The organism is Lysobacter soli, from assembly GCF_009755585.1.
Taxonomy (GTDB): domain Bacteria; phylum Pseudomonadota; class Gammaproteobacteria; order Xanthomonadales; family Xanthomonadaceae; genus Lysobacter_J; species Lysobacter_J soli.
This window is the reverse complement of sequence record NZ_CP046603.1, coordinates 3686687-3711702: the sequence shown is the minus strand read 5'-3', so window position 1 is coordinate 3711702 and position 25016 is coordinate 3686687. Positions and strand designations below refer to the sequence as shown.

Here is a 25016-nt window from a genome sequence, read left to right as displayed (position 1 = left end):
ATCGTGTGGGATTGATCGCGTGCGCGGAGTCCCCTCGCGCAGGAGCCCATCCTAACCGTTCTCCAGCCAGGACCGGCTCATCCTTTCGACGTATGACGACCGCCCGGTAGTCGGCACTTCTTCGTGCAACGGAAGCGTAAGGCAAGCCCGCACGACGATGCGAACGGTTGCGGATGACATCGGTACGTCGCCCGCTTTTCCTCTGACCGACAGCACCCGGGATAGTCAACGTTGAAAGGCGTGCGTAGCGGTCACGTGCCTTCGGGATCGGCGTCGAACCGGCCAGCGGCACGTCGACGGCAAGCCGCTGCAGCCGTCCAGCTGCCAGCCGCTGCAATGAATCCCGCGGTGGACACGCTTCTCTGTTAGCGTTCGAAGCCTGCCGCGAGGAAAAACATCACATGGGCACGAGTCCGGAAGGTCTGCTGCACTACGCGAAAGAGTTCATGGATGCGGCGAACGTGGTCGCCGACGAGAGCGTGATGGCGAGCCACACGCTGATCGGGCATTCCATCGAGCTGGGGCTGAAGGCATTCCTGCTGGCGAAGGGAATTCCCATGGAACAGCTCAAATTCAAGCCGTATGGGCACGACCTCGGCTACATGCTCGACGCGGCCGATGCGCTGGACCTCAACAGCTATGTCGAGTTCGCGGCCGACCACCGCACGGCAATCGGCGTGCTGAACGACGTCTATTCCACGCACGGATTCCGCTACTACGAGCCGAACACCGTGCCGATTCCCGAGTGGAAGACCGTCAACGACGTGGCCGACCGCCTGGTCCAGCGCCTGCGCGAAATCACGCAGGAAGCCAGCAGGACATGGGACCAGGAGCCCGCCTGAGCGCGCAACGACGCGATTGCCCCGCGATGTCAGGCGGCGGCTGAGCGGGCCTTCGTTGCTTCGAGAATCAGATCGGCGACCTCGCGCGGATGCGAGATCAGCGAAACATGGCTGGATGCCAGTTCCACCGTGCGCGCCTTCATGCGCGACGCCATGAAGCGTTGCAGGTCGGGATCGATCGTCCGGTCCTTCGTGGAGACTGCATAGAAGCTCGGCTTCGTGCGCCACGCCGCCTGCGTGGTGCGGCCGGTGAGTAATGCCTTGCGGAAAGGCTGCTGCACGGCGAACAACGCACGTGCCTTCGCCGTTGGCAGGTCGCCCGCGAAGTCGCGCAGGAATGCGGCTTCCGAAAGCCGGCCTTCGTCGCCGTCGTACACGATCCCGGCGGAAGCGGGCGGCGTGGGAAAGCGCTTGGCCAGCGCGGCGTAGTCTTCGCCCGCGTCGGGTGCGCGCGCGGCGACATAGACCACGGATGAAACGTTGGGATGCGCACCGGCTTCGGTAACGATCATGCCCGAGAAGGAGTGCCCGGCCAGCACCGTCGGACCGTCCTGCCGGTCCAGCACGCGGCGGCAGGACGCGACCGCTTCCTCCAGCGTGGTCAACGGATTCTGCACCGACGTCACGTTGAGCCCTGCGGCCTGCAGGTGCGGAATCACTTCCAGCCAGCTCGATCCGTCGGCGAACAAGCCGTGCACGAGCACGACATTCCTCGCCTTGCCTGGTGCGGACGTTTCCTTCGCGAACGAGGGTCCCACCGCGGTGGCCGCAGCGCCCGCGAGCAGTGCGGTGTTGAAGGTCCTGCGGTCCATCGGGCGTCTCCGGATCTGGAAGAGGGATCCTGTCCTCGCGAGCGGAGTGGAAGCGCAGTGCGAGGGCCTGAAGCGCGAACCGGCCGGCGAATGGAACCTGCCGGCGAACGAACGAAGAATGCGCCATTGGCGCTTCCGAGTCCAAGGGCGCCTGAAGCGCCCCGACTGGCGCGCTTACCGCGCAGGCGGCACCGAAACGCCGGCGTCCGTCTGCACCACGGGCTTCATCGTGCCGTCGGGGTTGTATTGCAGGTGCTCGACCGTGACCGCGCGCCGTCCGATCGCGCCGTTCTGGTCGCCGATGGCGAGCGCGGCGTTGTGCAGGAACAGGTACCAGTCGCCCTTGAACTGCACGATGCCGGGGTGAATCGTGAAGCTGTACCTGCCCGAACCCGTCAACTCGCCGCGATACGTCCAGGGCCCCTGGATCGACGGCGCGGTCGCGTACGACACCTTTTCGTCCCGGTGTGTCGCACGGTCGAGCGAGGCGTACGTCAGGTAGTACATCGCGCCGCGCTTGTGCAGCCACGGGCCTTCCTCGAAGTGCGGCGGCGTGATTTCGGTAATCGGCCCGTCGATCTCGATCATGTTCGGCTTGAGCCGGGCGATGTAGCACTGCCGGTTGCCCCACGCGAGCCACGTCGTGCCATCGTCGTCGGTGAACACCGTCGGGTCGATGTCTTCCCAGCTGTGCGTGCCCTTGGGCGTCATCTCGTTGGTGACGAGCGCCGAGCCCTTCGCATCGACGAACGGCCCGGTGGGCGTGTCGGCCACGGCCACCGCGATCGCCTTGCCCGGATGCGTGCCGTCGTGCTCCACCGCCGCGTAGAACCAGAACCGCCCGTTCTTCTCGATGGCCTGGGACGCCCACGCATCGGCCTTGGCCCACTTGAAGTCGGCCACCTTCATGATCGGGCCGTGGTCGGTCCAGGTCTTCATGTCGGCCGTCGAATAGACCAGCCACTCGCGCATGTTGAACATCTCGTCGCGCTGGGCTTCATCGTGCCCGACGTAGAGGTACAGCCGGTCGCCCACCACCAGCGGTGCGGGGTCGGCGGTGAACTTGTCGCGGAACAGGGGATTGGACCCCGGCGCGGTCTTCGTTTGCGCCACGACCGCAAACGGCGCCACCGCCAGTGCCAGCAGCATGATCGACATGACACGCGTGGCCTGCCTCGTGCGGTTGCCCATGCTGTTCCCCGTCGTGTGCGGCCGCAGGTGCGGCGTGGAAAATCGCGTGTCCAGAGCCTGCGCCGAGTGTACGAGACCGCGGCAGTGCGCGCCCTCGCACGCCGGCCTCGCAGGCGACACGTCGGTCGTCGGCCGCCTCCGCTCGACGTCGTGCCGTTTCCACCGGGCACCGGACGGCGTTGGTCAGCCGCAGTTGGGGTTCCTCACGCAGTCATGACCCGTCCCGGTGCATCAGTAGGACCGATTCATGAGATACAGGGCGCCGGCATGCCCGACGCTAACGCCACCGCCACCATGGACAACTCGAACGGACACGGCTGGCGGCGATGGGCCGTGGCGGTGGGCGCGGTACTCATCGCCTGCCTCGCACGCGCGGTGCTGTGGCCGGACCTTTTCCGCGAAGCGACGTTCATGCCGCTGTTCGGCGCCGTCCTGCTGTCCGCGTGGTACGGCGGCCTCGGGCCGGGGCTGTTGGCGGTGGCGCTCGGTGCGGCGTTCATGGCGTGGACCATCTTCCCGCCGCTCGAGAATTTCGCCGTCTCCGATCCGCGAAGCCAGCTGGGAATGGCGCTGTACCTCGCGTTTGGTACGGGCATCTGCCTTGCGTGCCACTCGCTGCATGCGTCGCGACGACGCCAGCGCGTGGTGCAGGCCGCGCTGCACGAGGTCAAACTGCGCGAAGCGATGACGGTGGCCGAGACCGCGCAGCTCGCGGCCGAGGCGCAACGCAAGGATCGTTTTCTCGCGACGCTCGCGCACGAGCTGCGCAACCCGCTCGCGCCGGTGCGATACGCGGTGGAAATCGCGCGGCGCAATCCCGCCTACGCGTCCGATGCGCTTGCGACGATCGACCGCCAGGTCGATCACCTCAGTCGTCTCGTCGAAGACCTGATGGACGTCAGCCGCATCGCGCGCGATCGCCTGGAACTGCGTACCGGCATCGTGCGCGCGGAGGACGTGCTCGCGGTTTCGCTCGAAACCGCACGCCCGGTCATCGAAGGCGCGCTGCATCGGCTGGACATCGTCGAGCCCGATCGGAGATGGGCGCTGGAAGGCGATCTCGTGCGAGTCGCGCAGGCCATCACCAACCTGCTCAACAACGCGGCGAAGTTCACGCCGCCGCGCGGGATCATCCGGGTGGAAGTAACGGCGGACGATGCGACGCTGTCGTTCACCGTGACGGACAACGGCGTGGGGATCGACGCGAACGACATCGAACGCCTGATGCAGCCGTTCGAGCAGGGCGTCCCGCCGCCGCACATGGCACCGTCGGGACTGGGCATCGGGCTGGCGCTTTCGCGCCAGATCGCGCAGCTGCACGGCGGCTCGCTGGCGCTGGAACGCGGGCCCGATGGCACCGGCACCCGCGCGACACTCCGCCTGCCGCGTGCGCACGACGTGGCGCCTGCCGTCGATCCGGTGCTCCCTGCGCGAAGCACCGAAGCAATCAGCGTCCTCGTTGCCGACGACAACGCCGATGCCGCCACCACGCTGCGGCTCATGCTCGAGCTCGAAGGCCACACGGTGCATGTGGCCAGCGACGGCGAAGAAGCGTGCCAACTGGCCGAGGCGGTGCGTCCGGCCGCGGCCTTCATCGACCTCGGCATGCCGCGCCGAGATGGCCTGCAGGTGTGCGGCTGGATTCGCAGCCGACCGTGGTCGCGTCGCACGCGGCTGATCGCGCTCACCGGATGGGGACAGGCGTCGGACTTCGAGCGCACGCGGCGTGCGGGTTTCGATGCGCATCTGGTGAAGCCCGTCGATTCGGACACGATCATGCGGGCGCTGCGCGGCGAGGATCGTTCTGCGGCGAATTGAGCGCGTTGCACGGTTGGTCACGGGAACTTGCTGGCGTGTTGGCGACGCAATGCGAACGGGCCGAGCGTGGTTCCTTCTCGACCGGCCGTGGCTCACGTGGTCGCGGTGCGCTGGTTGACATAGAGCTGAGCGCTGGCAAAGAGCCAGGTGGCATGAGATTGCGCCTTACGGCAGATGGTTACTGATCTGCTGCGAGGCCAACCGTACGCGAGCCGGCTCCGCTGCAATGCGCAGGCACAGCGACATCGCCGTGCTGTCGCTACGCGTGGCTCGCAGCGTCGTCCCGAATGATCCCGTGACCGCTGCGGGCGTCGCTGCTGCACATCGCGCAACGAAAACCGTCGTCGCGCAGGTGACCATCTGAAGCGACATGCGATGAAACGGACTCAAGCATCTGCGCGCGTTCGTGTGCGTTCCACTCGCGGCCGCTTATGCACTACGCGAACTTTTCGGAGCGTAGGATCCATCGCTCCAGCACAAGACCCACTCCATTGCTGGCACGTATCTACGTAGCCCCATTCCTGGAGGTCCCATGCGCGCACTCGTCTATAACGGACCGCGCGACGTCAGCGTCGTCGAGCGGCCGGATCCCACCATCGAGAAGCCCACCGATGCGCTCGTTCGCATCACCACCACGAACATCTGCGGCTCCGACCTGCACATGTACGAAGGCCGCACCTCCATGGAGAGCGGCCGCATCCTCGGGCACGAGAACCTGGGTGAAGTGATCGAAGTCGGCAAGGCGGTCGAACGCGTCAAGAAGGGCGATCGCGTCTGCCTGCCGTTCAATGTGTCGTGCGGTTGCTGTGAGAACTGCGAGCGCGGCTTCACCGGTGCGTGCATCCGCGCCAATCCCGGTGGCGTGGGCGCCGCGTACGGCTTCGCCGACATGGGGCCGTACGCCGGCGGCCAAGCCGAATACCTGCGCGTGCCGTACGCGGACTTCAACTGCCTGGTCCTGCCCGAGGATGCGGAGGAGAAGGAAAACGACTACGTGATGCTCGCGGACATCTTCCCGACCGGCTATCACGCGACCGAACTCGCCGGCGTGCGGCCGGGCGAGAGCGTGGTCATCTATGGCGCCGGCCCCGTCGGCCTGATGGCGGCGTACTCGGCCACGATCCGCGGCGCCTACCAGGTGATGGTCGTCGACACCAACAAGGATCGACTCGCGCTCGCCGAGCAGATCGGCGCGATCCCGATCGACGACACCGAGCAGGACGGCGTGGAACAGGTGCTCGAACTCACCAACGGCCTGGGCGCGGACCGCGGCTGCGAATGCGTCGGCTACCAGTGCTTCAACTGTGCGCAACGCGAAACGCCCGGATTGACGATGAACAACCTGGTGAAGGCGGTGAAGGGCACCGGCGGCATCGGCGTGGTCGGCGTGTTCGTTCCGCAGGACCCGGGCGGTGCGACCGATCTCGCGAAGGAGGGCAAGATCCCGTTCGACATCGGCATGTTCTTCTACAAGGGCCAGCAGATGGCCATCGGCCAGTGCCATGTCAAGCGCTACAACCGCTACCTGATGAACCTCATCCACGCAGAGAAGGCGACGCCGTCGTTCGTGATCTCGCACGAGCTGCCCTTGCAGGACGCGCCCGAAGGCTACGAGAACTTCGACGCGCGCAGCGATGGCTGGACAAAGGTCGTGCTCAAGCCCGGCCGCTGACTGGAGTGCATACCGACATGGCGACGACCCGATCAGAGCGTGCCGAATCGACCGCGCGAGGCCGCGCGCTTTCGGCTATTTCCGACCCGCGCCTGGTGGAGGTGGCGCGTTTCGACCACGAGGTCACCGGCGTCAGCGTGAGCGAGGACGGCCGCATCTTCGTCAACTTCCCGCGCTGGACCGAAGACATCGAAGTGTCCGTCGCCGAGTTGCTGCCGGACGGCAGCCTGCGCCCCTATCCGGACGCGCGCTGGAACGAATGGCGCAATGCGAAGAAGAACGCGTTGTCGCCCGGCGACCGCTGGGTCTGCGTGCAGAGCGTGGTGGCGGACGGGCGCGGCTCGCTCTGGGTGATCGACCCCGCTGCGCCGGCGACGGCGTTCCTCGTGCAGGGCGGACCGAAGCTGGTGCGCATCGATCTTGCGAGCGACGCGGTCGTGCAGACCATCGCGTTCGACGAGCAGATCGCCCGTGAGGGTTCGTACCTCAACGACGTGCGCTTCAGCCCGGATGGTCGCCACGCCTACATCACCGATTCGGGCACGCGGGGCGCGCTGGTGATCGTCGACCTTGAAACAGGCCGCGCGCGGCGCGTGCTCGACGGCCATCCCAGCACGCAGCTGGAGAAGGACGTGGTGGTCACGCATCACGGACAGGAAATCCGCCGACCGGACGGCCGCGGCGTGGAGTTCAGCTCCGATGGCATCGCGCTTGCGCCCGATGGCGAAACGCTTTACTGGCAGGCCGTCACCGGCCGCACGCTGTATCGCATTCCCACGCGCGTGCTGCACGACGTGACGCTGTCGGAGCATGAGGTGGCCGACGCGGTGGAGATGGTCGGCGAGAACGGTGTCTCGGACGGCCTGTGGATCGATCCACAGGGACGCATGTACATCTCGGCACTGGAGGACGACGCGATCAAGGTCCGCGAGGGCGACCACGTCGAGGTGCTGCTGCAGGATTCGCGTCTGCGATGGCCCGATACCTTCTCGCAGGGGCCGGACGGCACGATGTACGTCACCGCGTCGCGCATCATGGACAACGCCTGGCACGATCCCGAAGCGCCGGCGCGGCTGTCGACGACGCTGTTCCGGTTCACGCTGGACGGAGCGAACACGCGACCGCACTGACACGGCCGACCGGCCGATGATGGCGCTGGCGGCATGAAGCCCGATGCGCGCGCAGCACGCGCGGTTCGGGCCGAGGCCGCGAATACGCGACCCTGAGGTTGGCATGGCCCATTAAAGCCATGCCCACGTGATCAGTCGTGCGGTCAAAGCAGGTGGCGCAGCGTCGGCAGGTACTTCTCGCTGGAGCCCGTGTTGACCGCGACCACGCGCTCGCCACGCTGGACGAGCCCGCGGTCGAGCAGCTGCGGCAGCGCCGCGAGGCACGCTGCGCCTTCGGGCGAAATCCAGTCGTGCGTGCGGCGCCACGTCGCCGCGAGTTCGGATTCGATGTCGCCTTCATCGACCGCAACCGCGGCGCCACCGCTCCGGCGGATGATGTCCAGAACGCGGAAATGACCGACGCCACCGGGCACGTTGAGGCCCACGGCCAGCGTCCCGCCTGCTTCGACGACGGTCGTGTCCGCTGCGCCGGTGTCGAATGCACGCACGAGCGGAGCCGTTCGTGCACTCTGCACGCACAGCATGCGCGGGCGGCGCGAATCGATCATGCCCAGCGCCTCAAGTTCGTCCCACGCCTTCCACATCCCGAGCACGCCGGTGCCGCCGCCGGTCGGATAGATCACCGCGTCGGGCAACGACCAGCGCGTTTCGCCCGGCAACGGCTCGGCGAGTTCGAGGCCGAGCGACTTCTTTCCTTCGATGCGCCAGCCCGGTTCCTGGAACGTCGCGACGGAAAACCAGCCATCGGGGATGTAGCGCTCCTTGAGGAACGCGCCGGCCTCGCGGATGGTCGGGCCGACCAGTTCGAGCGTCACGCGATCGGGATGGCGCTTGGCCGCCGCAGCGACGCCGCCGAGGATCGGCATCGGCGTGTCGTCCGGCATCGCGACCACGACGCTCAGCCCGCCTTCCAGCGCGTAACGCACCAGCGAATCGCCGGCGTTGCCCTGCGTCGGCACCGCGAGCCTGGTCAGGCCCAGGCGACGCGCCTGCGCGGCCACCATCGCCATGCCGCGGTCCTTGAAGCTCTGTGTCGGGTTCGCGCCGTAGCCGGGATGTGCCTTGCCTTCGTCCTTGAGCTGGAGCGCGAGGCCTGCCTTAGCCGCAACCGGATGCGCCGAATAATCGAGCAGCGGCGTCGCGCCTTCGCCGAGCGGCACCAGATGCGCGGCGTCGACCGGATCGTCGGCATCGAGCGCCATCAACGCGCCGAAGCGCCACAGGTCGCGACGCTGCGGGCGATACCACGCGGCATCCGGCTTCTCGCGCGCCAGTCGCTCCAGATCGAGCACCATCTCGACCGGCCGGCCGTCGACGGGATCGAGGTTCATCGGTACGTCGGCGGAATACTCGACGCCGGAGGCGATACCACGAAGGCAGCGGACGTAGGACATGGGTGGGCCGGACGGGGAGGTCCGTCCTTGTCGCAGCCCTGCGCGCGTATTGCAACCACGCACGGCGCTGCCTCCCTCGCGGTCCCGCGACGCGCGTCGCAATGCTTTCGCGCTGGCAACCCGGTTGACCTCACCTGGGCGCGTCCCTGACTTCCGACGCTTCTTCCTGCACGCCATCTGACGCACGATGGCGGACCGGAACAGGAGGATCCACATGCAGAAGCCCCATCCCTGGTTGCGCACCCTCGGCGTCGCGCTCGTTGGCATCGTCGCACCCGCCGCGGCGCAGGACCTCGCGGTGGTCGGTGCGCGGGTGTATCCGTCTCCCGACGTGGCGCCCATCGAGGACGCGACGGTGCTGATCCGCAATGGCCGCATCGAGGCCGTCGGTCCGCGCGGAAGCGTGAAGGTGCCGCGCGGCGTACGCGTGATCGAAGGCAAGGGCACCAGCGTGACCGCGGGGTTCTGGAACAGTCACGTCCACCTGATCGAACCGCCGTTCCACCAACCCGACGCGCAGCCCGCCGCAGCGCTGGCGGATGCGCTGCGCGAACGGTTCACGCGATGGGGCTTTACCACGCTGTTCGACATCGCTTCGCTGCCCGGCGACGTGCGCGCGCTTCGCGGCCGCGTGGAGCGCGGCGAGGTCGTCGGCCCGCAACTGCTGACGGTGGACATGCCGTTCTATCCCGAGCACGGCACGCCCATCTACGTGCGCGAACTGTGGGCAGTCACAAAGGCGCCCAGCGCCGAGGTGGCCACGCCTGAAGCGGCGCGTTCGCGCGCGACGGCGCAGGTCGGGGCCGGCGCCGATGGCGTGAAGCTCTTCACCGGCGCCATCGTCGGCAAGCCCCAGGGCGTGCTGCCGATGCGCAAGGACGTCGCAAGCGCGATCGTCGACGCCGCGCACGCGCACGGCAAACCGGCCTTCGCGCATCCGACCGACCAGGCCGGACTCCAGGTGGCCATCGACAGCGGCGTCGACGTGCTGGCGCATACGGCGCCGGACGCGGGCGAGTGGTCGCCGACGCTCGTCGCGCAGTTGAAGGCTCAGGACATCGCGCTCGTGCCGACGCTGACGCTGTTCGATTCCGAACTGCGCCGCGAACGCGCGCCCGACGCGGTCGTGCAGCGATTCGTCGGCGCCGCGCAGCAGCAGGTCAGGGCAATGGCGGATGGTGGCGCGCAGATCCTGTTCGGCACCGACGCCGGCTACATCCAGGTCTACGACACGCACCAGGAGTACCAGCTGATGGCCGGCGCCGGACTGGACTGGCGCCAGATCCTCGCAAGCCTGACCACGGCCCCGGCGACGCGGTTCAACCAGGCGTCGCAGCGCGGGCGCGTGGCGAAGGGCATGGCGGGTGACCTGGTCGTGCTGGGCGCCGATCCGCAACGCGCGCCGGACGCATTCGCCGATGTGCGCATGACGGTGCGCGACGGCGTGGTCATCTACGATGCGGGCGCGCGGGAACCGACGCCATGACCGACCACGTCGCCTCATGCAGTTGCGGGCAGCTGCGCATCACCGCGCGCGGCGAGCCCGCGCGGGTGTCGATCTGCCACTGCCTGTGCTGCCAGCAGCGCACGGGCAGTGCGTTCGGCGTGCAGGCGCGGTTTTCCGAAGAGGCGACGACCGTCGAAGGCGACAGCACGCAATTCGCGCGAACCGGCGACGAAGGTACGACGGCGCACTTCCACTTCTGTCCCACGTGCGGGGCGACGGTGTTCTGGCGCGCCGACGCCATTCCCGGCTTCGTGACGATTCCGGTCGGCGCATTCGCCGATCCGACGTTTCCGGCGCCGACCGTGACGGTGTATGTCGACCGCAAGCACCCGTGGGTGCGGTTACCCGACGGCATCCAGTCGCTCGACTGACCGCTGTCGATTCCGCGCGTCCCCGTTCGTCATCAGAACAGGCGGACACGTCGATCCGCACGGAGTGATCCCATGCGCAAGCTCATCGTGGCCGCGTTCATCAGCCTGGACGGCGTCATGCAGGCGCCGGGCGGGCCGGAGGAAGACACCAGCGGCGGCTTCGCGTACGGCGGCTGGATCGTGCCGTATGCCGATGGTTCCGGCGACGTGATGGACGGCGTGTTCACGCGGCCGTTCGCGTTGCTGCTGGGCCGTCGCACCTACGAGATCTTCGCCTCGTACTGGCCGCACGTGCGCGAAGGCGCGCCGCACCGCTTCATCGCCGACATGTTCAACCACGTGACCAAGCACGTCGCCACGCACCATGCCGACACGCTGCAATGGCAGAACAGCCGCGCGCTGGACGCCGACATCGTCGCGGCCGTGCGCGAACTCAAGCGCACCGACGGCCCCGACCTCGTCACGCAGGGCAGCAGCGAACTGGTGCATCAACTGTTGGCCGCCGGTTTGGTCGACGAGCTGCGACTGATCGTGCATCCGATCCTGCTGGGGCAGGGCAAGCGCTTGCTCGACGATCGCGCGCAGCCATCGGCGTTCCGGCTCGACGCCACGCGCACGACGTCCACCGGCGTGCTGGTCAATCGCTATGTGCGCGAAGGCGAGGTGCGGACGGGTTCGTTCGAATCCTGATTCCTGCCGCCGCATCGCTCGCGCTGCCCGACCGTCGGCACGCGACATTTCCCGGGCGTGAAACTTTCCTGCCGGCGCGGCGACGCCAAGGCAAGGTGCGCCGCGTGCGGTCGGCCGTCGAGGCCTGATCGCCCGCTGTCCCAACGCAATGTTGGGCGACTTATCTGATTGATTTCGGAACTGTCCGATGTTGTGGGCGGGCCGCGACGAGGAACATGCACCCGTCGCTAGGGCCAAGGCCTTGCGGCCCAACCAATCCCCCAAGCACACATCAGGAACTCCGTAATGAAGAAGACCCTGCTCTCCACCGCCCTGGTCGCCGTCGTGGCCGCCGTCGCCATGCCGTCCGCCTTCGCCGCCACCGGCAAGATCACGATCAATGGCGTGCTGCGCGCCGGCACCTGCACCGTGACGCCGAGCTCCGGCGCGAGCGGCAGCGCCGCCGACATGGTCGTGACCCTGCCGGGCACGCCGGCGGGCGCCCTGTCGGCCGCCGACAGCTATGCCGAGACGACCCCGTTCAAGGTCCTGGTGGGCGGTGGCGCATCGGATACCTGCAATGACCAGGTGACCCACCTGAACTTCGAGAACACCTCGGGCTCCCTGATCAACGCCGATGGCTACCTCGACAACTCGGCCACGGGTACCGCGACCAAGGTTGGCGTGCGCCTGCTCAACGGCGACACCCACGCGACGATCAACCTGGCCAACCCGAGCGACGCCAACAACCCGGTCGCAACGCCGGTCTCGGGTACGCCGGGCGTCCTGAACTATCAGGCGCAGTACTACAGCAAGACCGGCGGCGCCACGGCCGGCACGGTCAACACGTACGTGATGTACACCGTCTCGTACTGATCCATCCGCAGTACCCGGTGATGCCGGCACGTCCGGCATCACCCCCTCTTCCGCACGCCTGCTCCGGACCTCCCCCATGAAACTCCTCCATCGCACCACCCTCGCGCTGATGCTCACGGCGGTCGGGTGCTTCTCGTCGGCACAGGCGGGCATCTCGCTGGTCGGTACGCGCGTGATCTACCCCGCTTCCGAGCGCGAAGTCACCGTCACGATGAACAACAAGGGCGACACGCCGCGCATCGTGCAGTCGTGGATCGACGACGGCGACGCCAACGCCACGGCCGAAACCGCCAAGGCGCCGTTCCTGCTCACGCCGCCGCTGTCGCGCGTGGAGCCGGGCAAGGGCCAGACGCTGCGCATCATGTTCACCGGCGGCGACCTGCCGCAGGATCGCGAATCCGTCTACTGGCTCAACGTGCTGGAAATCCCGCCGAAGCCGTCGTCCGACACGCGCAGCTACCTGCAGTTCGCCGTGCGCACGCGCGTCAAGATCTTCTATCGCCCGACCGGCCTGACCGGCGACGCCGCCAGCGCGATCGGCCAGGTCACCTGGCGCCTGGTGCACGACAAGGACGGCATGGCGATGGAGTGCACCAACGGCACGCCGTTCAACGTGTCCATCGCCGACGTCCGCCTGAAGGGGGCACCGGCCGATCCGTCCATCGGCAAGGGCGGCCTGTGCCCGGCGAAGGGACGCGAGACCTTCCCGATCAAGGGCGGCAACGACGCCGGTCGCCTCGTCTATCGCGCCATCGACGATTACGGCGCCTACCTCGACGGCGAAGCGGCGTACACGCGCTGACGCCCGAGCCGCTCCGCCGCCAACACCGGCATCCACCGATTCGCACTCCAGGCGCCTCGTTCGCGAGGCGCACGGGAACGTCTTGCCCCTCGAAAGCGCGGCGCATGCCGCTGCAGCGGGAGGCGCCCAGATCAACGGTATCCGCAATGTCCCGCATCGCTTCCCTTTCGCGCTCCACGCCGGCCGCGTACCGCCGCAACCTCACCGTTTCGATCCTGGCGGCACTGGGCACGGCGCCGGTCATCGCGCTTGCCGCGCCGGCGCCCGATCCGTCGCCGGAACCGCAGAACGTCGAATTCACCTCGGCCTTCCTCAGCGGCAGCGCCAGCGCGGACCTCTCGCGCTTCGAGCACGGCAACCCGATCCTGCCCGGCCAGCAGTCGGTCGACCTCTACGTCAACGACGCGCTGATCTCGCGCGAGACGGTGACGTTCCGCGAGGCGAACAACGACATCCAGGCCTGCTTCGACCTCAACCTGCTCGTCGCCGCCGGCATCGACACCACCAAGCTCGAAGCCGAAGGCCACACGCTCGACGGCAATTGCCTCGACCTGCGCGAACTCATCGCCGATGCGCGCGTGCACGCCGACGCCGGCGACATGGGCCTGCACCTGTCGATCCCGCAGAGCTACCTGCGCCGCAGTGCTCGCGGTTATGTCGACCCCAAGCTGTGGGACGACGGCGTCACCGCGTTCACGCTGGGCTACTCAGCCAACGTCACCAACACCGACAACGACTTCGGCGGCAACACCCGCTCGGGCTATCTCGGCCTCAACGCCGGCCTCAACGTCGCCGGCTGGCGCGTGCGCAACCAGTCGTACTACAGCTGGAACCAGCGCGGCGGTTCCGACTTCACCAACATCAGCACCTACGCGCAGCACGACGTCGATCGCCTGAAGTCGCAGCTCACCGTCGGCGACACGTTCACCTCGGGGCAGCTGTTCGATTCGGTCGGCTTCCGCGGGGTGTCGCTGGCGACCGACGACCGCATGCTGCCCGACTCGATGACCGGCTACGCGCCCATCGTGCGCGGCGTGGCCGAAACCAACGCGACGGTGGAAATCCGCCAGGCCGGCTACGTCATCTACCAGATGAGCGTGGCGCCGGGTCCGTTCGAAATCAGCGACCTGCCCGCGGCCGGTTACGGCGGCGACCTGCAAGTGGTCGTCACCGAAGCCGACGGCCGGCAGCGTTCGTTCAACGTGCCGTTCGCGGCCGTGCCGAACCTGCTGCGTCCGGGCTCGTGGCGCTATTCGGCCATCGCCGGCGAACTGCGCGACCAGAACCTCACCGATGCACCGAAGTTCGTCGAAGCCACCTACCAGCGCGGCATCAACAACTGGCTCACCGGTTATGCCGGCCTGCAGGCCAGCGATGGCGACCTGTATCGCAGTGCCGTGGTCGGCGCGGCGTTCAACACGCCGATCGGTGCCGTGTCGGTGGACGTGTCCGGTTCGCGCGTCAACTTCAGCGAAGACCGCGGCAGCCAGTCGGGTTACTCGGCGCGCGCCACGTACAACAAGAACATTCCCTCGACCAACACCAACTTCGCGCTGGCCGCGTACCGCTATTCGAGCCAGGGCTATGCGGACCTGTCGCAGGCCGCGCAGTGGGACGACCTCATCCGCAACCAGGGCATGAACGGCCTGCTCAAGGATTCCGGCGTGGAGCGCAACCGCTTCTCCGTCAGCATGAGCCAGAGCCTCGGCCGCGCCGGCTCGCTCAGCCTGACCGGCTCGCGCCACGATTACTGGTCGGGCCGCGACGTCAACACCAGCTACCAGCTCGGCTGGTCGGCGCGCTGGCGCCGTGCGAACTTCGGCGTCAATGCCGGCCGCTCGCGCATCAACGATGGCAGCTACGACACCACCTACGGCATGACGCTGTCGGTGCCGCTGGGCAACGACCGCAGCGTGAGCGCGCCGGTGCTCAACGTCGGCACCGCGCACGACACGCAGGGCAACCGCGTGCAGGCCGGCGTGGCCGGCGTCGCCGGCGACCGCTACCAGTACAGCTACGGCGCCACCGGCAACTTCAGCGACCAGAACGACGACACCGTCAACCTCTACGGCGGCTGGCGCGGTGCATACGGTTCGGTCAACGGCTCCTACACGCAGGGCACGGGTACGCGCTCGCAGAGCCTGTCGGCGCAGGGCGGCCTGGTCGTGCATCCGGGCGGCGTCACGCTGGCCTCGTCGCTGGGCGACACGATGGCGATCCTCCACGCCGACGGCGCCAAGGGCGCGCGCCTGGGCGACGGCATCGGCAAGATCGATCGCCGCGGTTACGCCATCACCAACAGCCTCATGCCGTACCGCCTCAACGAGGTGTCGCTGGATCCCAAGGGCATTTCGTACGACGTCGAACTGGAACAGACGCGCGCCACCGTCGTGCCGCGCGCCGGCGCCATCATCCCGGTGTCGTTCGAAACCAAGACCGGCAGCGCCTACGTCATCCAGACCACGCGCGACGACGGCAAGCCGCTGCCGTTCGGTTCGGAAGTGAAGAGCGCTGCGGGCCAAGTCGTCGGCTATGTCGCACAGAGCGGGCAGGCCTTCGTGCGGCTGCCGGACGCGAACACGATCGCGCTGTCGGTGGACGTCGGCGATGGCACGAGCTGCGCCATCGACTGGTCGCCGGCAGCGGCTACCAAGAACGCAGCAGGGATCGCCACCACCAGCGGCGTCTGCCGCGCGCATTGACTGGCGGCCGCGTCGTTCAAACGCCTTTCGCCATCACAACCAACAGAGCAAACGCCCGGCTACGTCGTACGGTCGGACGCGCACCTCGTCAGGAGCAGCACCATGAAGTTTCTAGAAGACATCGCCTATCGGGGGCGCGCAGCCCTGGGAAGGCTTGTATCCGGCCATCGGACGGGCGTCTTGGCCGCCGTGTTGATGGCGGTGGCCTTCCTTCCGTCCGTCAGCCACGCTGAGTGCACAGTCACGCAACCCGGCGGTCCGCCGGGAAGCGCGCCCGTCATATTCGACATTCCGGCGACGAACATCCCGATCAATAGCAATGCACCCAACGGCACGCTTCTCGCCACCGCTACCGTCATCACGCAGGCGCCTCCCGGCGTGACGATTGTCCGGGTCAATTGCGATTACGGCGTCCTAAGCTGGGACTGGACATCGCCGTTGCCGAGTGTGCCCGGCTACCCGTCGAATTACTTCCAGACCAACATTCCCGGCCTGGCGATAACGATCGAGTATGCGTACAACCACACGCTTCTCCCGATCATGGGCAGCACCATTGGCGCCGCCGGCACTTCGTTCCTGATCAACGATTTCACTTACACCGTGAGGTTCTACAAGGTGGGCCCCATCACGCAGGGTGGGCCGTTGACCGGGATCATTGCCCAACGCTTCTTCCACGCATACGGGGTTGCTTCCCCGGGCTTCCTTGCGATCCAGATTGGCGGTGGTGGGATCATCATCCAGCCCAGTTTTCCCACGTGCAGCGTGTCCACCCCCGACGTGGTGGTGTCGCTGGACCAGGCGTCGGCGGCCGATTTCAGCAGCGTCGGAAGCGCGCTGGGCGAGAAGGACTTCAACGTCTCGCTGGCCTGCTCCGGTGGCGATCCGAGCAGCAGCACGAACCTGCACATGTTCCTGACCGACCAGACCACGCCAGCCAACCAGACGAACATCCTGTCGCTGACGTCCGGTTCGACCGCGGCGGGCGTGGGCGTGCAGATAGTCAACAACGGCACGCCGGTTACCTTCGGCCAGACGTCGGCGGCGCCGACAACCGACATCACCCGCAACATCGTCGTCAACACGCCGACGGTCGATATCCCGCTGAAGGCGCGCTACGTGCGCACTGGCAACATGACCGCGGGTTCGGTTACGGCCATCGCGACGTTCACGACCACGTACAACTAGCCAACACGCACACCGACGCCGGATGCGCATCGCCGACACTCGCGATGCACATCCGGCGTTCCTGTTTCCGTGGCGCTCGCCGCCTCATTGCAGTGCGACACCCAAAAGAAACGGCGGGATCGCTCCCGCCGTTCTTCATTTCCTGTCTGATGCGAAGACTCAGGACGAAACCGGCTTCACCGCCGGCGGCGACCACTGGCCGTCCAGGATCGCCTGCTCCGGCCAGTACGTGCGCACGTACAGCGAGAAGTCGGCGCCCTTGGGCGAGGGCAGCCAGTTCGCGCGCTGCACCGGGTCGCTCGGAGCGTCGGGCTGCACGTAGATCGTCAGCGTGCCGTCGGGGTTGGGCTTGAGGTCCTTGTTCTTCGTGCCGACGGAGTAGCGGTTGATCTCGTTCGGCGCGAAGAAGTGATCCGCGTCGTACAACGTCAGCGACCAGAAGCCCTTCACCGGCGGGCCGCCCTTGTCGAAGGTCACCGTGTAGCGCTTGCTGCCGTTGAGCCGCGCGCCGGTGTCGTCGAGGTCTTGGTAGAAGTACGTCGCCTCGTTCGGCTTGTTCACGTAGATGTTCGACTTGGCGACGGCGGTGCGCGTGAAGTAATCCGAGCCGAACTGCGCGCCGTTGCGCACCGTCGTCCAGTTGTGCGGCAGCGGCACGCCGAAGTTGCGGAACTGCAGCAGCGGCGCGATGAGTTCCTGCTCGGCCTTCTTCGCTTCGTCGATGGCGGCGGCCTTCAACGCCGGATCCTTCTGCAACGCGTCCACCAGCGCCAGCGCCTGCGCGTAGCGGGTTTCCTCGCCGGGCAGCGGCTTGGCGTCCTTCAGCACGACGGGCAGTTCGTCGAAGAACGTATCCGGATTCACCTTCGGCGCTTCGCCGCCACCGGGTGCGCGCGGCGGTTGCGGGAACGACGGATTCTTCGACCAGTCGTGCTGCTTCAGCTTTCCGTCGAACTTCGACAGCGGGTACATGTCGATCTGCGCCACCAGCGGCTGCACGGCGGCGCGATCTTCCGCGGTGTCGAGCAAGGCGACGCGCGGGATCACGTAGCCGGTGTTGGTGCCGGCGCGGAAGACTTCGGTGATGCCCTGCGGCACCTCGCCCTTCCAGTCGGGACCGGCGAGCAGGTAGAAGCCCGGCTTGGTGTCGTACATCTTGCCGAGCTTCACGAAGCTGTCGGTGCGCGAGTCCACCACCTGGTACACCCAGAAACGGTCGCCGAAGTCCGGCACCTGGATCACCACCGGTTCGATGTCGAGCGCGAGCGGCCCGCCGCCGTACACGACGTCCTGGTTGGGGCAGGCGACTTCGCGCTCGGACGGCGCGACGTAGTCGGTGAGCATCATCAGGCTGTTGGGCGGCGCCGCCGGAAGCACGCCGCCGAGCTTTCCGGGCCCGGGCAGATCCTTGAAGCCGAGCCGGCGGTTGTAGATGTTCACCATCGGCCACGCCCAGAAATACGTGTCGCGCGCGGCCATGCGCACGTAGGGCTCGGTGAGGCGCGTGCCGGCGACGGGGCCGGGCACGGCGGGTGCGGGCGTTGGCGTGGCAGCGGGCGCTGGTGCGGTGGCGGCGGTGGGTTGCGGCGCAGGCGTCGCCGCGTCGGGAGACGGCTGTTTCTGGCAGGCCGCGAGCGACGTCGCGGCAACGATGGCGAGGGCGAGGGTGTGGATGCGCATGGGCTGTCCTTGTCGTGGGGATCGTGTGTTCGGGTGCCTGCGCATCAGGAGCGCTTCACCAGCGGAGGTGGGAAGTAGCTGCCGTCCTTCACGCCGCCCTTCGGCCCGTAGAAGCGGAAGGTGAGGCGGTAGTCCTGGCCGCGCGGCGTCGGCAGCCAGTTGCCGTCGGGCGCGTCGGCCGGTTTGTCGGCGGCGAAGTAGAGCGTGAGCGAGCCGTCGGGGTTGTACTTGAGGCCGGATTCGCGATTGAGCAGGAAGCGGTTCTTCGCGTTCGGCAGGACGCGCATGTGGCGAGGGTCCACCGCGATCACCGACCAGAAGTAGTTCGCGTACTTCTCCGGCAGGTCGTCCTTGGGGAAGGTCAGCGTGTACACGTGGTCGCCGTTGAGCTGCGTACCCGTGGCGTCCAGATTGCCCTTGTAGTAGACCACCTCGTCCATGTCGTTCGCCCAGATGCCCGCGTAGTTGACGAGCGTGCGACCAAGCCAGTCGTCCTTGTAGGTGCCCGATACGGCTGGGCGGGCCCAATGGTTCTTCGTCGTGCCGTGGCCGATGGTCGGCGAGGCCTTGGCGAAGTCGACCAGCGCCTTCTCGCGGATGACCTGGTCCACGCGTGCGCGTTCGGCGGGGTCCTTGATGCCTTCGGCAATCGCACGCGCCTTCGCCGCCACCGCGTCCATGCCGGCATTGATGTCGGCTTCGCTATCGAGTACGGCCGGCGCGGCTTCGAACGCCTCGACGCCGGGCAGCTTGTCCATGTCGAAGGGCGGGATCACCGGCAACGTGGGCAGCGCCGGCGTACCGGTGGCCTTGAACGCGAACTGGTGCTGCAACGCTTCGGCACCCTTCCAGTCGTCGCCCAGTTCCACGCGCGCCAGGACGCGCGCGTACTTCACCGGCAGATCGATGCGCGTCGCATTCGCCGGCAGCTGCACGTTCGCGCCCTTCAGGCACACCGCGAACTCGCCGTTCGGATGCGCACGCTGCGTTCGTTCGTTGATGTTCGCCAGCGTCTCGCCCCAGCCGTTGAGGAACTGCACGGTGTAATAGCGGCCCGTCACCTTGGGCACGGTCACCAGCGTGCAACTGCTCTCGTCGACGGCGATCCACGCTTCGGAATAGGCAACGTCGAGGTTGGGATTCGGCCAGTCCACCGCGCCGGGCTTGCGGTGGACGATCTCGTTCCACTTGAAGCCTTCCTTCAGGTCGAGCTGCTGCTGGCGCAGCACCAGCAGGCGCGACAGCAGGTAGATGTACGCATCGCTGATGTCCTGGTCGGTGTACGACCGGGCGGGCGTTGCCGCGGGAGTTGCGGTTGCGGGCGGCGTCTCGGCGGCGCCCTCCGGTGCGGGCGTGCGATTGCACGCGGTGAGCGGGACCAAGGCGACGGCAACAGCGACAGCCAACCAGCGGACACGGGGCATGGCGGCAACTCCTTGCGGGGTAGGGGGTTGATGCGAGCGCCGGCGTGAAACGGCGGTGAAGTCGGATAAAGCCGAAGCGAGCTGAATGTGTACGGCGTCGCAAGTTATTGATGCTACGAAGGAAACCGCTCCCGACTACCCCGAAACTGTCGCGTTGCGGCGCGAAGCGAACTCATGCGGTGCGGCGGTTGCGGGCGCCTGCGTGCTGGCATTCGGGCGCCGAACGTGGTCATATGCGCGCCGCTGAAGTGCGAGCGCCATCACATTTCGTGGCGCCGCCGGGGAAGCAGCACCAAACAGGGGAATCACCATGTGGAATTCGGGCGCGACCCAGCGATGGGTCGGCGTGAACGGTGTCGTGCGCGCGCTGCGCATGTCGGGTCGATCGGGCGCGATGCGCCACGCGGCCATTGCGATCGTGGCGTTGCTGGCCGGCGTGTTCGCCGCGCCGGTGGCCGCGCAGAGCACCACGGTGTCGATCACGGGCGCCAACCGGCCCTCGTTCTCGCGCGCGGGTCAGCCGCTGACGTTCTACGTCCAGCTCTCGGCGGGCAACGCCGAGATCGCCGGGCTGAGCTTCACCAGCGGCAGCCCGTCCGGCATGTCGGCCGTGAGTTGCCCGAGCCTGCCGGTCGCGGTCAACGCGACCACCACGTGCACCTTCACCTACACCACGACCGACATGGACGTGGCGATGGGCAAGGTGACCGCGCTCGGTCGCTGGCGCGCGACGCGCACCGGCGCCGCCGCACGCTCCGGCTCCACCAACACCGTCGAGCTGGGCTACGCGCCGCCGCGCGCACCGGACGCGCCCACGGTCGTTACCGCGACGGCCAGCGACGGCAAGGCAGTGGTCAACTTCGCCGCGCCGTTCGACGGCGGCTATCCGATCGACGACTACACCGTCACCTCGCAGCCCGACGGCATCACCGCGACCGGTGCGAACGGTCCGATCACCGTCAACGGCCTCACCAACGGCGTCACGTACCGCTTCGCGATCACCGCGCGCAGCACGATGGGCTCGAGCGCTGCGTCCCCATCGTCCAACGCCGTGACGCCCAAGGCGGTGCAGAGCATCGACTTCCAGAACCCGGGCGCGCAGAACTTCGGCACCTCGCCGACGCTGACCGCGACGGCGACGTCGAACCTGGCGGTCGCCTTCAGCTCCGGCACGACCTCGATCTGCACGATCACCGCTGGCGGCACGCTGACCTTCCTCTCGGCCGGCACCTGCACCATCCACGCCGACCAGGCCGGCGACACCGTGTACGACCCGGCCCCGCGCGTGTCGCAGTCGTTCGTCGTCAACGCGATCCTCCCGGATGCGCCGACGATCGGCACGGCGACCGCGGGCGATGCCGAAGCGACGGTGGCCTTTACCGCGCCGGCCTCCAACGGCGGCTCGGCGATCACGAACTACACGGTCACGGCGAATCCCGGCGGCAACACCGCCACGGGCAACGCGAGCCCGATCCGCGTCAACGGTCTCACCAATTTCGTCGCCTATACCTTCACCGTTACCGCGGAGAACACCGCCGGCACGGGACCGGCGTCGGCGGCGTCGAACAGCGTGGTGCCGAACACCGCGCCGCAGGTGACATCCGTCGCCGTGCCGGCGAACGGGCTGTACGGGCCGGGGCAGAACCTCGACTTCACCGTGACGTGGGACCAGAACGTCGCCGTTACCGGGACGCCGCGGATCGCATTGACCATCGGCTCGACGACGGTGCAGGCGACGTACGTGGCGAACCCGACGGCCTCGACGGCCGTGTTCCGCTACACGGTGCTCGCCGGCCAGATGGACGCGAACGGCATCACCGTCGGCGCGCTGTCGTTGAACGGCGGCAGCATCGCCAACGGCTACGGCACGCCGGCACAGCTCACGCTCAACTCCGTCGGCAGCACCGCCGGCGTGCTGGTCGGCACGAACAACCAGGCGCCGGTGAACACGGTGCCGGGTGCGCGTTCGGTCACCGAGAACGCCACGCTCAACTTCGGCAACACGATCTCGATCGACGACGCCGATGCCGGCAGCGCGCAGGTGCAGGTCACCCTCGCCGTGAACAACGGCACGCTGTCGCTGTCGAACGCGGCGGGACTGGCGTTCCTCACGGGCGACGGCAATGCCGATGCCACGATGACCTTCGACGGCACGCTCGCCAGCATCAACGCCGCGCTGAACGGTCTCACGTTCACGCCGACGACGGGCTATCACGGCGCGGCGTCGTTGCAGATCACGACCAACGACCTCGGCAACACCGGCTTTGGCGGCGCGAAGACCGACACCGACAACGTCGCGATCACCGTCGTGCCGCTGGACAACACGCCGCCGGTCGTGAGCGCGATCGCCCTCGTCGACGCATCGCCGACGAACGCGACGACCGTGTCGTTCGACGTGACCTTCAGCGAAGCCGTCATCGGCGTGACCGTCAGCGATTTCACGCTCCTCGGCACCAACGGCACCACCGGCTCCGCTGCCGGACTGGTGACGTCGGACAACATCCGTTACCGCATCACCGTCACCGGTGTGTCGGGCAGCGGCACGCTGAAGCTCAATCTCAACGCGAGCACGGGCATCACCGATGCGGCCGGCAACGCGGCTCCCGGCTACACGGCCGGGCCGGCCTACGCGATCGACCAGGCCGGGGCGCAGATCGACAGCGTCGCCACGCCTGCGGCCGGCCAGTACGTCGCCGGGCAGACGCTGACGTTCCAGGTGACGTTCGACGAGAACGTGACCGTCACCGGCACGCCGTCGCTGCCGTTGACGCTGGACGTGGGCGGAGCGCGTGAAGCGACCTACGTGAGCGGTTCGGGCTCGACCACGCTGACCTTCCACTACACCGTGGCGGCAGGCGACCAGGACCTCGACGGCCCGGCGCTCGGCAACGCCGTCGTGTCGAACGGCGGCACGATCGCCGATGCCGCGGGCAATGCGGCGCTGCTCACGCTGAACAACGTCGGCAATACCTCGGGCATCGTCGTCGGCCAGCTGGCGCAGGCGATCACCGGTTTCGCTGCAACGCCGACCACGCCGACGTTTGCGCCGAACGGCACCTTCACCGTCGCCGCCACCGGCGGCGCGTCGGGCCAGCCGGTCGTGTTCGCGTCGACCACGGCGTCGGTGTGCACGGTCGCCGGCAACACGGTGACGATGCTTGCGGCCGGCACGTGTTCGCTCACCGCCGACCAGGCGGGCGACGGCCACTACAACGCCGCGCCCCAGGTCACGCTGGATGTGGCGATCGGCACGGCGACGCAGACGATCACCGGCTTCAGCGCCACCCCGACCGCCCCGGTGTATGCGCCGAACGGCACCTTCGCGCTCGCTGCCGTGGGTGGTGCGTCGGGCAATCCGGTGACCTTCGCCAGCACGACGCCGGCCGTGTGCACCGTCGCGGGCAATGTCGTGACGATGCAGGCGGCGGGCACGTGTGCCCTCACCGCCGACCAGGCCGGCACGAACGATTACGTCGCCGCTCCGCAGGTCGCGCTGCAGGTGGTGATCGGTCGCGCGACGCCGACGCTGTCGTGGCTGGGCGAGATGAGCCGCGTCGTCGGCGAGGCCGCGTTCGATCTGCCCGATCCGGGCAGCGACAGCCGCGGCGCGTTCACCTTCACCAGCAGCAATCCGGCCGTCGCCACCGTGAGCGGACGTCGCGTGACCATCGTCGGCGCGGGCGTGACCACGCTCGTCGCCACGCAGGCCGCGGACGGCAACTACGCGCAGGGCACGGTTAGCGCGACGCTGACCGTCACCGATCGCCCCGATCCGACCAAGGACGCGAGCGTCGCCGGCGGATTGCAGGCGCAGGTGGATGCGAGCGTGCGCTTCGCCGCGGCGCAGCTGTCGAACATCCAGGGCCGCTTGCGCGAACAGCGCTTCGCCACCGCGAACCACTCGCGCAACGACCTCACCTTCGCGATGGCGAGCCGTTCCGGCGGCGCGGTGTCGATGAGCGCCGAGCAGTTCGCGTCGATGGAAACCGCTCACCTGCCGACCGGTCTTGCGGTGTGGTCGGCGGGCGCGATCACCAGCGGCGGGCGCGATGAGGGCGATTCCGACTTCCAGAGCGACGGCGTGACCGTCGGCGCCGACTGGCGCTTCAACGATCGCCTGCTGTTCGGCGTCGCGGGCGGCTGGGGCTGGGACGACACCGACCTGGACGACGCGCGTTCGCGACTGGACGCGCAGCAGCGCGCCGTGTCGATGTACGGCCTGTGGCGTCCGGCGCAGCGCTGGTTCGTCGACGGCATCGTCGGCTGGGGCGAACTGGACTTCGACATCCGCCGCCACAGCGAGGTAGCCGACGCGACCGCCACTGCCACGCGCAGCGGCGACCAGGCGTTCGGCGCGCTCACCGCCGGCTACGAGCACGGCGGCGGCATCGGCATGACGCTGACCGGTTACGGTCGCCTCGACGCCAGCCGCACGACGCTCGACGCGTACCGCGAGCAGGGCCTGGGCATTTACGACCTCGCCTACGGTTCGCAAACGGTCGAGAACAGCGGCGCGTCGCTCGGCGTGGAAGGCAGCTTCCCGATCCTCACCCCGCGCGGTTCGGCGTTCCGTCCGTACTGGATGCTCGAATACCGCGAAACGCTGGAGAACCGCAGCGACGTGGAACTGAATTACGTCGTGCTGCCGGTGGACGGTGGCTACGTGCTCGGCATGCGCGGCTATGGCGACAACGCGCTGACCTACGGCGGCGGCATCGACATGGAACTGGCCCGCGGCTGGAAGCTGTCGCTGCTCGGCCGACGCCAGCACGCCGACGGCCAGCGCCCGAGCAGCACCTTCGGCCTGCTGCTGTCGTTCTCGCCGGCGGCGGCGGCGAGCGCAGCGAACTTCCGTGACGACGTCGTGGACGCGGCGGCGCAGCCGCAAGACGCTGCGAAGCCCTGACGCACGCACGCCGGCACCGCCACGCGCGGTGCCGG

17 protein-coding genes are annotated in these 25016 nt (G+C 67.9%); 12 read left to right on the top strand and 5 right to left on the bottom strand.

What is annotated here, in order from left to right; translation table 11 throughout:
* Positions 1-401 precede the first annotated feature (401 nt).
* Positions 402-842 (top strand): HEPN domain-containing protein, encoded by a 441-nt coding sequence (locus tag GOY17_RS16850; RefSeq protein ID WP_157031243.1) that lies wholly within the window; start codon positions 402-404, stop codon positions 840-842.
* A gap of 29 nt (positions 843-871) precedes the next feature.
* On the opposite strand, the gene GOY17_RS16845 is transcribed toward GOY17_RS16850, so the two are convergent.
* Both GOY17_RS16845 and GOY17_RS16840 read right to left on the bottom strand, forming a co-directional pair.
* Positions 872-1654, bottom strand: a complete 783-nt coding sequence (locus GOY17_RS16845; protein ID WP_157031242.1) for an alpha/beta fold hydrolase — start codon at positions 1652-1654, stop codon at positions 872-874.
* 174 nt (positions 1655-1828) lie between these two features.
* Positions 1829-2845: a glycoside hydrolase family 43 protein gene (locus tag GOY17_RS16840; RefSeq protein WP_198173724.1), complete on the bottom strand. Its 1017-nt coding sequence runs from the start codon at positions 2843-2845 to the stop codon at positions 1829-1831.
* Between the two features lie 267 nt (positions 2846-3112).
* Between GOY17_RS16840 and GOY17_RS16835 the strand changes: the two genes are divergently transcribed.
* The 3 genes from GOY17_RS16835 to GOY17_RS16825 all read left to right on the top strand — a co-directional run bounded on the left by GOY17_RS16835 (position 3113) and on the right by GOY17_RS16825 (position 7465).
* Positions 3113-4663, top strand: a complete 1551-nt coding sequence (locus GOY17_RS16835; RefSeq protein WP_198173723.1) for an ATP-binding response regulator — start codon at positions 3113-3115, stop codon at positions 4661-4663.
* 532 nt (positions 4664-5195) lie between these two features.
* Positions 5196-6335 carry a glutathione-independent formaldehyde dehydrogenase gene (locus tag GOY17_RS16830; RefSeq protein WP_157031240.1) on the top strand — a complete coding sequence of 380 codons (1140 nt, stop codon included), beginning with the start codon at positions 5196-5198 and terminating at the stop codon, positions 6333-6335.
* 17 nt (positions 6336-6352) lie between these two features.
* Complete coding sequence (locus tag GOY17_RS16825) at positions 6353-7465, top strand: L-dopachrome tautomerase-related protein (RefSeq protein WP_157031239.1); 1113 nt, start codon at positions 6353-6355, stop codon at positions 7463-7465.
* A gap of 143 nt (positions 7466-7608) precedes the next feature.
* Here the strand turns inward: GOY17_RS16825 and GOY17_RS16820 are convergent, their stop codons facing one another.
* The gene (locus GOY17_RS16820) at positions 7609-8859 is read right to left on the bottom strand and encodes a threonine synthase (protein ID WP_157031238.1); all 1251 of its coding nucleotides are present in this window, start codon (positions 8857-8859) and stop codon (positions 7609-7611) included.
* Positions 8860-9073: 214 nt separating this feature from the next.
* On the opposite strand from GOY17_RS16820, the gene GOY17_RS16815 reads away from it, so the two are divergent.
* The 7 genes from GOY17_RS16815 to GOY17_RS16785 all read left to right on the top strand — a co-directional run bounded on the left by GOY17_RS16815 (position 9074) and on the right by GOY17_RS16785 (position 16971).
* The gene (locus GOY17_RS16815; protein ID WP_157031237.1) at positions 9074-10345 is read left to right on the top strand and encodes an amidohydrolase family protein; all 1272 of its coding nucleotides are present in this window, start codon (positions 9074-9076) and stop codon (positions 10343-10345) included.
* Positions 10342-10737: a GFA family protein gene (locus GOY17_RS16810; RefSeq protein ID WP_157031236.1), complete on the top strand. Its 396-nt coding sequence runs from the start codon at positions 10342-10344 to the stop codon at positions 10735-10737. The genes GOY17_RS16815 and GOY17_RS16810 overlap by 4 nt, the downstream gene beginning before the upstream one ends.
* A 72-nt stretch (positions 10738-10809) precedes the next feature.
* Positions 10810-11427 carry a dihydrofolate reductase family protein gene (locus tag GOY17_RS16805; RefSeq protein WP_157031235.1) on the top strand — a complete coding sequence of 206 codons (618 nt, stop codon included), beginning with the start codon at positions 10810-10812 and terminating at the stop codon, positions 11425-11427.
* Positions 11428-11712: 285 nt separating this feature from the next.
* Positions 11713-12282 (top strand): fimbrial protein, encoded by a 570-nt coding sequence (locus GOY17_RS16800; RefSeq protein WP_157031234.1) that lies wholly within the window; start codon positions 11713-11715, stop codon positions 12280-12282.
* Positions 12283-12358: 76 nt separating this feature from the next.
* Positions 12359-13084 carry a fimbrial biogenesis chaperone gene (locus tag GOY17_RS16795; protein ID WP_232338468.1) on the top strand — a complete coding sequence of 242 codons (726 nt, stop codon included), beginning with the start codon at positions 12359-12361 and terminating at the stop codon, positions 13082-13084.
* 146 nt (positions 13085-13230) lie between these two features.
* Entirely contained in the window at positions 13231-15786 is a 2556-nt protein-coding gene (locus GOY17_RS16790) for a fimbria/pilus outer membrane usher protein (protein ID WP_198173722.1), read from the top strand.
* A gap of 102 nt (positions 15787-15888) precedes the next feature.
* Positions 15889-16971 (top strand): fimbrial protein, encoded by a 1083-nt coding sequence (locus tag GOY17_RS16785; protein ID WP_157031232.1) that lies wholly within the window; start codon positions 15889-15891, stop codon positions 16969-16971.
* A 159-nt stretch (positions 16972-17130) separates the two neighbouring features.
* Here GOY17_RS16785 and GOY17_RS16780 read toward each other — a convergent pair whose 3' ends face one another.
* On the bottom strand, positions 17131-18651 hold the full coding sequence (locus GOY17_RS16780; protein ID WP_157031231.1) for a DUF1254 domain-containing protein: 1521 nt from the start codon (positions 18649-18651) through the stop codon (positions 17131-17133).
* Positions 18652-18695: 44 nt separating this feature from the next.
* Positions 18696-20075: a DUF1214 domain-containing protein gene (locus GOY17_RS16775; RefSeq protein ID WP_157031230.1), complete on the bottom strand. Its 1380-nt coding sequence runs from the start codon at positions 20073-20075 to the stop codon at positions 18696-18698.
* Positions 20076-20385: 310 nt separating this feature from the next.
* Here GOY17_RS16775 and GOY17_RS16770 point away from each other — a divergent pair, with 310 nt between their 5' ends.
* Positions 20386-24981, top strand: coding sequence for an autotransporter domain-containing protein (locus tag GOY17_RS16770; protein WP_157031229.1), 4596 nt, complete (start codon positions 20386-20388; stop codon positions 24979-24981).
* Positions 24982-25016 lie beyond the last annotated feature (35 nt).

What these genes read in the sequence shown, in the direction of transcription:
- GOY17_RS16850 (WP_157031243.1), top strand. Translation starts at nt 402, where the DNA reads ATGGGCACGAGTCCGGAAGGTCTGCTGCACTACGCGAAAGAGTTCATG.
- GOY17_RS16845 (WP_157031242.1), bottom strand. Translation starts at nt 1,654, where the DNA reads ATGGACCGCAGGACCTTCAACACCGCACTGCTCGCGGGCGCTGCGGCC.
- GOY17_RS16840 (WP_198173724.1), bottom strand. Translation starts at nt 2,845, where the DNA reads ATGGGCAACCGCACGAGGCAGGCCACGCGTGTCATGTCGATCATGCTG.
- GOY17_RS16835 (WP_198173723.1), top strand. Translation starts at nt 3,113, where the DNA reads ATGCCCGACGCTAACGCCACCGCCACCATGGACAACTCGAACGGACAC.
- GOY17_RS16830 (WP_157031240.1), top strand. Translation starts at nt 5,196, where the DNA reads ATGCGCGCACTCGTCTATAACGGACCGCGCGACGTCAGCGTCGTCGAG.
- GOY17_RS16825 (WP_157031239.1), top strand. Translation starts at nt 6,353, where the DNA reads ATGGCGACGACCCGATCAGAGCGTGCCGAATCGACCGCGCGAGGCCGC.
- GOY17_RS16820 (WP_157031238.1), bottom strand. Translation starts at nt 8,859, where the DNA reads ATGTCCTACGTCCGCTGCCTTCGTGGTATCGCCTCCGGCGTCGAGTAT.
- GOY17_RS16815 (WP_157031237.1), top strand. Translation starts at nt 9,074, where the DNA reads ATGCAGAAGCCCCATCCCTGGTTGCGCACCCTCGGCGTCGCGCTCGTT.
- GOY17_RS16810 (WP_157031236.1), top strand. Translation starts at nt 10,342, where the DNA reads ATGACCGACCACGTCGCCTCATGCAGTTGCGGGCAGCTGCGCATCACC.
- GOY17_RS16805 (WP_157031235.1), top strand. Translation starts at nt 10,810, where the DNA reads ATGCGCAAGCTCATCGTGGCCGCGTTCATCAGCCTGGACGGCGTCATG.
- GOY17_RS16800 (WP_157031234.1), top strand. Translation starts at nt 11,713, where the DNA reads ATGAAGAAGACCCTGCTCTCCACCGCCCTGGTCGCCGTCGTGGCCGCC.
- GOY17_RS16795 (WP_232338468.1), top strand. Translation starts at nt 12,359, where the DNA reads ATGAAACTCCTCCATCGCACCACCCTCGCGCTGATGCTCACGGCGGTC.
- GOY17_RS16790 (WP_198173722.1), top strand. Translation starts at nt 13,231, where the DNA reads ATGTCCCGCATCGCTTCCCTTTCGCGCTCCACGCCGGCCGCGTACCGC.
- GOY17_RS16785 (WP_157031232.1), top strand. Translation starts at nt 15,889, where the DNA reads ATGAAGTTTCTAGAAGACATCGCCTATCGGGGGCGCGCAGCCCTGGGA.
- GOY17_RS16780 (WP_157031231.1), bottom strand. Translation starts at nt 18,651, where the DNA reads ATGCGCATCCACACCCTCGCCCTCGCCATCGTTGCCGCGACGTCGCTC.
- GOY17_RS16775 (WP_157031230.1), bottom strand. Translation starts at nt 20,075, where the DNA reads ATGCCCCGTGTCCGCTGGTTGGCTGTCGCTGTTGCCGTCGCCTTGGTC.
- GOY17_RS16770 (WP_157031229.1), top strand. Translation starts at nt 20,386, where the DNA reads ATGTGGAATTCGGGCGCGACCCAGCGATGGGTCGGCGTGAACGGTGTC.